The organism is Nocardiopsis sp. TNDT3, assembly GCF_003427465.1.
GTDB classification, from domain to species: Bacteria; Actinomycetota; Actinomycetes; order Streptosporangiales; family Streptosporangiaceae; genus Nocardiopsis; species Nocardiopsis dassonvillei.
Window position 1 is genome coordinate 1 of sequence record NZ_QPFC01001201.1, and the last position, 5521, is coordinate 5521.

Here is a 5521-nt window from a genome sequence, read left to right on the forward strand (position 1 = left end):
GCACCGCACCCGTCCCGCGCGGCCGTCACGCCTCGGTGGCTCCCACGAGCCAGGCGACCTTGTGGGCCGTGACGCCGAGGCTCCCACTGCTGCCGAGGTAGACCCCGAACGAGGCGATGAACGCGTAGTCGTGTTCTCGGCGCTCACAGATCACGTCCTCAACCGCACACGCGGATGACGGGTTGCGCACGCGCAGGCAGGGCGACGACTGTTCGTCGACCACGTCCGCCCGCACGTCGTAACGGGACAGTTCCGCGGCGAGTTTGCCGAGGTGCTCGTGCTCCTCGGAGGGCACACGGGTCGGCTGCTCGTCCCTCGTCTGTCTCGACTTGGCCATGGCGCAGATCCTTTCGTGTCGAGCGTGGTGGCTCTCCTCGATGCCCTGTCGCCATTGTCACCCAGGGTTATATTACTAGTCCGTAACGCGGTTACGACACGCCGTTACTCCACCCAGGCGCCCTCGTACACCACCTCGCGGACTCCGAGGTCGTCGTCGAGCACGACGAGGTCGGCGCGCCCTCCGACCTCGATCCGGCCCACCCCGTCCAGCCCCAGCGCCGCGGCCGGAACCGACGACGCCGACCGCACGGCCTCGGGCACGCCGACGCCCAGGCCCCGCACGGCGTTGCGCACCGCCTGGGGCAGGACGATCGTGCTGGAGGCGATCGTGCCGCTCTCCGCCAGGCGCGCCTCGCCGCCGCTCACCCGCACCCGCAGGTCGCCCAGCGTGTACTCGCCGTCGCCCAGGCCCGTCGCCGACATCGCGTCCGTCACCAGGGACACCCTGTCCGCGCCCGCGGCGTCGAAGACCAGCCCGGCCGCGCCCGGGTGGACGTGCACGTTGTCCAGGATCAGCTCGACCGTCACGCGCTCGTCGCCCAGCGCGGCGGCGATCGGCCCCGGGTCGCGGTGGCCCAGCGGACGCATCGCGTTGTACAGGTGGGTGGCCACCGACGCCCCCGCGTCGAAGGCCGCCAGTGTCTGCTCGTAGGTGGCCTCGGTGTGCCCCACCGCCGCCACCACGCCGGAGGAGGCCGCCGCGCCGATCAGGTCCAGCGCTCCGGGCAGCTCCGGGGCCACCGTGACCATGCGCACGTGCCCCCGCCCGGCCTTGAGCCAGCGGTCGAACTCGGCGGTGTCGGGGTCGCGGAGCAGGTCGGGGTCGTGCGCCCCGCACCTGGCCCGGGAGATGAAGGGGCCCTCCAGGTAGATGCCCGCCAGCTCGCCCGCGTCGCACAGTTCGGCCAGCGCCGCCACCTGGCGCAGGGTGTCCTCCGGGGTGGCCGCCACGAGGCCGCCCACCAGCGCGGTCACGCCCCGGGAGCGGTTGAACGCGATCGTCTCACGGACGCCCTCGGGGTCGGTCTCGGTGAACGCGTGCCCGGCGCCGCCGTGGACGTGGGTGTCCACCATGCCGGGGACGACCCAGGCGCCGCCGAGGTCGCGGCCGCCGGGAACGGGTCCGTCCGAACCCAGCGCGGCCACGCGGCCGTTCTCGATCCTCAACCATCCTTCGTGGACCCCGTCGGGGGTCACGACGCGCGCGTTGGTGAGTGTGACGGGGGTGTGGGCCATGTGAGGGGTTCCTCGTGCTCGTCTCGTCGGTGTGTGTCGCACATTACACAGGCCTTCGGAGCCGTCACCGCGGGCTTCCGTATTGCCTGCGGAGCTGGGTGATCCCGCTTCCTGGGACGGCTGTCCGAGGGGTGGACCGCCCACCGTGGTGCGCGCACGCATTGACGATAACGGCCGGGGCGCTTCATGATGGAGACATGTCCGCCGGTGAGCTGCTTGTCCAGCGCCTGCATGTCGATCTGAGACAGCAGGCGAGCGCGCTCTGTCGTAGCTAGCGCCCTGCGGGGTTTCGCCCCGCGCCTTTCGTGCCCCGTCGCACGTGCCCTGTCGCAGACACCGGACGCTCATCTCTTCCCCTGGGTCCCGTGGGGACCGCCCCGCGGTCGCCCAAGCAGACCTGCCAGGCCCGACACGGGCGGTTTTCGGACAGCGTGGTCCGCTCCCGCCGTGTCGGAGGCGAGGAACCGCGAGAGTCCAAGGACGTTCGTCACCCCTCCTTCCGGTGTCAACCGCCCCGCCGTCCTCCCCGGCTGGTGTCTCCTCCGATCCCGGCTCGCTCTGTTCGAACCCAGGAGTTCTCGCATGACCCGCTTCACCGTGCTCGTCGCCGCCCCCCAGATCCGTTCCTCCGTCCGCGACGCCGCCCTGCGCGCGGCCTCCGAGGTCGCCGCCCGCGCGGGTGTCGACTCCCGCCCCGACGTCATCGACATCGCCGAACTCGGCGCCGAACTGCTCTCGGAGTCCTCCGCCGCGGTCGAGGCCGCGCTGGCGAAGGTGCGCGAGAGCGACGTCCTGCTCGTGGCCTCCCCGCAGGCGCACGGCACCTACACCGGGCTGCTGAAGGTCTTCCTCGACCGCCTGCCCGAGCTGGGACTGGGCCACACGGTCGCGGTTCCGCTGGCGGTCGTGGAGGACCTGCGCAACAGCCGGGGCATCGAGGAGGACCTGCGTATCCTGCTGGCCGACCTGGGCGCCTGGGTGGCCGAGCCCGGCCTGATCCTGGCCGAGGGGGAGACCGGCCAGCCCGACAGCGTGGTGCGGGCGTGGGCCGACGTCGCCGCCCCGGGCCTGCGCGAGGCCGTGTCGGTGGCCGTCTGAGCGGGGTCGCCGCGGCGGTCCCGTAGCGGCGGGTCCGTGGTGGCAGGGGAGACGCGCAGGAGTGTCCCGCCTTCTCCCCGGCCTCCGCGGGGGCCGCACGCCGCTCCCTCGTCTTCGCCGTCCCCGCCTACGTCCGCCTCCTCCGCGCGCCCGTGTGCGGCCTACGGGTGGGCGCGTTTGCGGCTCGTGTCCGCCTCGGCGGCCGCCACGTTGCCGCGGACCAGGACGACCACGACGAGGGTGAGGGCGAATCCGCCCACGCGCAGGGCCAGCATGACGGAGTCGTCGGGCAGCCGCTCGCCGAACAGGATCGTGCCCATGACGACCATGAACACGTTGCCCACGACGTTGGACACCGGAGCGGTGATGGAGGCGCGCGAGCGCTGGAGCGAGGTCTGGAAGAGGACGATGCCCACCGCCCAGCCCACCGCGTACAGGTAGGGGTAGGGCGACAGCAGCGCGGGGACGATCGCGCCCCACAGGCCGTGGTCGGCCAGCAGGCCGCCCAGCCCCTTGCCCTGGAGGCCCGCGCTGCCCTGGGCGAAGCCCGCGGCCGCGCCCAGGGCGGCGGCGGACACGTAGCGGCCGCGGCCGCCGGCCAGGCCCACGACGACCAGGCACACCGCCACGGTGAGCAGGCTGACGGTGATGAGCAGCGGTGCGTCGGCGGTGGTGCCGGTCTCGGCGCCCTCGGCGGTGGACAGGCTGAGCAGGCCGAGCGCGACCGGCATGATGCCGAGGGCCACGTACTCGCCCCGTGTGACGCGCTCGCCCAGGACGAGGGTGATGACGAGGATGCCGCACGCGACCCCGGCGGCGAAGGCGGGCTGGGCCACGGACACGGGCGCCAGGCCGAGCGAGACGATCAGGCCGACGCTGCCCACGGCGGCGAAGAGGCAGCCAAGCACCCAGCGGGGGTTGGTGAGCAGGACCCGGGCCAGGTGGAGGGGGCGGTTGATCGAGATCGACTCCGCGCCGTGCAGGGCGCGCTGTTCCACGGTCAGGCCGACGGTGTAGACCACCGCGGACAGCAGGGCTACCACGAGTCCGGTCACGGGGGTCCTGCTTTCCGTCGGGGCGCGGAGTCGAGAGGGCGGGGGCGGCCGCTAACGTCGGTGTAGGCGGTTCCGCTCGGCCGCAGCGAGTTGACGAATTATATATAACCAGTTCTAGTCTTGTCTGACGAACCCCCTGCTGGGGGTAGAACCCGTTCTGGGAACGCAGGGGGCGCGGTGCGCGGATCCGACGAACGCTCCGTGTGGTGGTCGCGCGTGGCCGACCGCTTCGGCAGGCTTCGGTTCCGCTGGCCCGGACCGCGCCGCTCCCGGCCCGGCGAACCGGGGCGGGACCGCCCGCGAGCGCCGCGTCTGGCGTTGCTCCTGGACCGGTGGCCCCGCCGGCTCCGCCTCACGTTGCTCCGGCCCCGCTGGGACAGCCACTCCCGTTTCGAACCCGGGCCCCTGGGGCTGCTCGGCGTCATGCTCTCGGCGATGGCGGTCACCCTGCTGCTGATCCAGAGCGGCTCCGGGGGAGGCGCCGCGGAGGGCGGGCGCGCCGAGGAGCCCGTCACCGTGCCGGGCCCGCCGGACGGCGAACTGCGCGTCATGGTCGTCGGCGACTCGCTCTCCCAGGGCAGCAGCGGCGACTACACCTGGCGCTATCGCCTGTGGTCCCACCTGCGCGAGGCCGGGGTGGAGGTGGACTTCGTCGGCCCCTACGACGGCGTGTACGGGTTGGCGGACCGCGAGTTCGGCAAACAGGACTACGCCGACCCCGACTTCGACACCGACCACGCCGCCCGCTGGGGCACCACCGCGCAGGACCTGTCCACCGGGGCCGCGCGGGTGGCCGCCGAGTACCGGCCGCACTACCTGCTCCTCCTGGCCGGTACCGAGGACATCCTGGCGGGGGAGGACGCCGACAGCGCGCTGGAGGGGGTGGGCGAGACGGTGTCCACGGTGCGCGTCGTGCGGGGGCAGACCCGGTTCGTCCTCGGGGAGCTCCCGCCGGTGGAGGACCCGCGGGCCAACGCCGAGATCGACCGGTTCAACATGGGTCTGGTCGACCTCGCCGCTCAGCTCACCTCCAGCGAATCGCCCGTGGTGGTCGCGCGGGTCGCCGACGGGTACGCCCCGGCCAGCGACAACTGGGACGAGGCGCACCCCAACGCGCGCGGCGAGCTGAGGATCGCGGCGGCCTTCGCCGACGCGCTCGCCGAACCGCTGGGGGTCGGACCGGCCTACCGGCGGCCGCTGCCGGAACCGGCGGTGGGGCCCACGAGCGCGCCCGAGCCGGTGGCGGAGGAGTCAGAGGACGGCCTCGTGCTCAGTTGGGAGGCCGTGCCCGGTGCGACCGGCTACCGGGTGGTGCAGCGGCGCGTGGGGCCGGACCCGGACGAGGCCGTCGTGCTTCCCGTGGACGTGCGCGCCGACGGGGACAGCCGTTCCGTGCTGGTGGGGGCGCTCTTCAGCGGAGCCCGCTACGAGTTCGTGGTGCGCTCGTTCAAGGGCCGGGACGAGGGGGTGGAGTCCGAGCCCCTCCCGTGGGTGTGGGACGACGATCCGCCGCCGGGGCCGTCCTGGCTGCGCGTCGTCGACGGCGGGGCGACCGTGGAGTGGGAGGAGGTCGAGGAGGCCTCCCACTACGAGGTGTGGGTGCGCGCGTTGGACTGCGGGGTCGCCGATGACCGGCGGGCGCCCGTGGACGGCGGCCCGTACGCGTCCCCGGAGGGTGACCACGCCTCGGAGGAACCCGTCGAATCGCCCGTCCCCAGCGGCGGGCCGTCCGACCCCGTGCCCGACGCGGACCCCGGTCCGCGGCCCACCCCCACGCCCGCTCCGGCCCCCAC

The 5521-nt window shown here is 73.5% G+C and carries 5 protein-coding genes; 2 read left to right on the forward strand and 3 right to left on the reverse strand.

Features of this window, described 5'->3' with window-relative positions:
• Positions 1-25: 25 nt before the first annotated feature.
• Together DQW06_RS25780 and nagA are read right to left on the reverse strand one after the other, a co-directional pair.
• A complete protein-coding gene (locus tag DQW06_RS25780; RefSeq protein WP_013154720.1) occupies positions 26-337 on the reverse strand; it encodes a hypothetical protein in 312 nt (103 codons plus the stop codon).
• A gap of 104 nt (positions 338-441) precedes the next feature.
• A complete protein-coding gene (nagA, locus tag DQW06_RS25785) occupies positions 442-1575 on the reverse strand; it encodes an N-acetylglucosamine-6-phosphate deacetylase (protein WP_071622660.1) in 1134 nt (377 codons plus the stop codon).
• Between the two features lie 582 nt (positions 1576-2157).
• On the opposite strand from nagA, the gene DQW06_RS25795 reads away from it, so the two are divergent.
• Entirely contained in the window at positions 2158-2673 is a 516-nt protein-coding gene (locus tag DQW06_RS25795; protein WP_013154718.1) for an NADPH-dependent FMN reductase, read from the forward strand.
• A gap of 161 nt (positions 2674-2834) precedes the next feature.
• Here the strand turns inward: DQW06_RS25795 and DQW06_RS25800 are convergent, their stop codons facing one another.
• On the reverse strand, positions 2835-3728 hold the full coding sequence (locus DQW06_RS25800; protein WP_117199466.1) for a hypothetical protein: 894 nt from the start codon (positions 3726-3728) through the stop codon (positions 2835-2837).
• 177 nt (positions 3729-3905) lie between these two features.
• Between DQW06_RS25800 and DQW06_RS25805 the strand changes: the two genes are divergently transcribed.
• A partial coding sequence (locus DQW06_RS25805; RefSeq protein WP_117199467.1) for an SGNH/GDSL hydrolase family protein occupies positions 3906-5521 on the forward strand: 1616 nt, incomplete at its 3' end.

What these genes read in the sequence shown, in the direction of transcription:
- DQW06_RS25780 (WP_013154720.1), bottom strand. Translation starts at nt 337, where the DNA reads ATGGCCAAGTCGAGACAGACGAGGGACGAGCAGCCGACCCGTGTGCCC.
- nagA (WP_071622660.1), bottom strand. Translation starts at nt 1,575, where the DNA reads ATGGCCCACACCCCCGTCACACTCACCAACGCGCGCGTCGTGACCCCC.
- DQW06_RS25795 (WP_013154718.1), top strand. Translation starts at nt 2,158, where the DNA reads ATGACCCGCTTCACCGTGCTCGTCGCCGCCCCCCAGATCCGTTCCTCC.